1 protein-coding gene is annotated in these 735 nt (G+C 52.0%); it reads right to left on the reverse strand.

Annotated features, from left to right (window positions below; all coding sequences use genetic code 11):
- A partial coding sequence (locus RTW80_RS26565) for a conjugal transfer protein TraG N-terminal domain-containing protein (RefSeq protein WP_312721079.1) occupies positions 1–735 on the reverse strand: 735 nt, incomplete at both ends.

Raw genomic sequence — 735 nt, forward strand, 5'->3', positions numbered from 1 at the left:
TGGCACTGTTCAGAATGGCGTACAAGAGTGGCCATGACTGCAGCCACATCAGGGCAAACACATAACCTTTCAGGACAGACAGCGTCAGTTTGTTGAATACAGCCGCCAGTACCAGGAGCGGGAAAATACCGATGGCGATCCCCGTCAGGATGGTCTGCGTCATGGGCAGTGTCCGCATCGCCACATGACCGATGGAGACATGTGCCAGACGTTGTTTCTCCATCGATGACGTGGTGGCCAGATTCACCAGGCTGGCCGAATCACCATTACGTGCGGCATAACTGGTGATCCCCTCCTTCAGCGCATTGATGGTGACATTCTGGCGGATGATCTGGCTGGCTGATTTACTTGAGCCATAGAAGTAACTGTAACTGTCGCCAATCAGCGTACTGAACAGCAGGTTAGGATCAGGGCGTCCACCAAATAGCTGCTGGGCATAATAATGCCAGGTTTTTCCGCCACTCTGTGTGTCCAGATTCAGCTTGTCTTTCAGCGAAACCGACGCGTCCTTACAGGTTACGAAATTATTATTGCTGTCATAAACGCCCCGCAGCGGGCTGGGGCGGGAAAAAATCAGCGTGTAGGGATCAGCGGAGGCCATCAGCTCCTCCAGCGTGTATTTGTGGTTCAGGTAAATATCCCCCATAACACAGTTCTGCACATAATCCTGGAAAAGATTGGCGATTTCCGGATTGCGGGACAAAAAGTCGGTGCTTTTTGATACCAGTTCTGCGC

This window comes from Escherichia sp. AM3 (assembly GCF_032029835.1).
GTDB classification, from domain to species: Bacteria; Pseudomonadota; Gammaproteobacteria; order Enterobacterales; family Enterobacteriaceae; genus Escherichia; species Escherichia coli.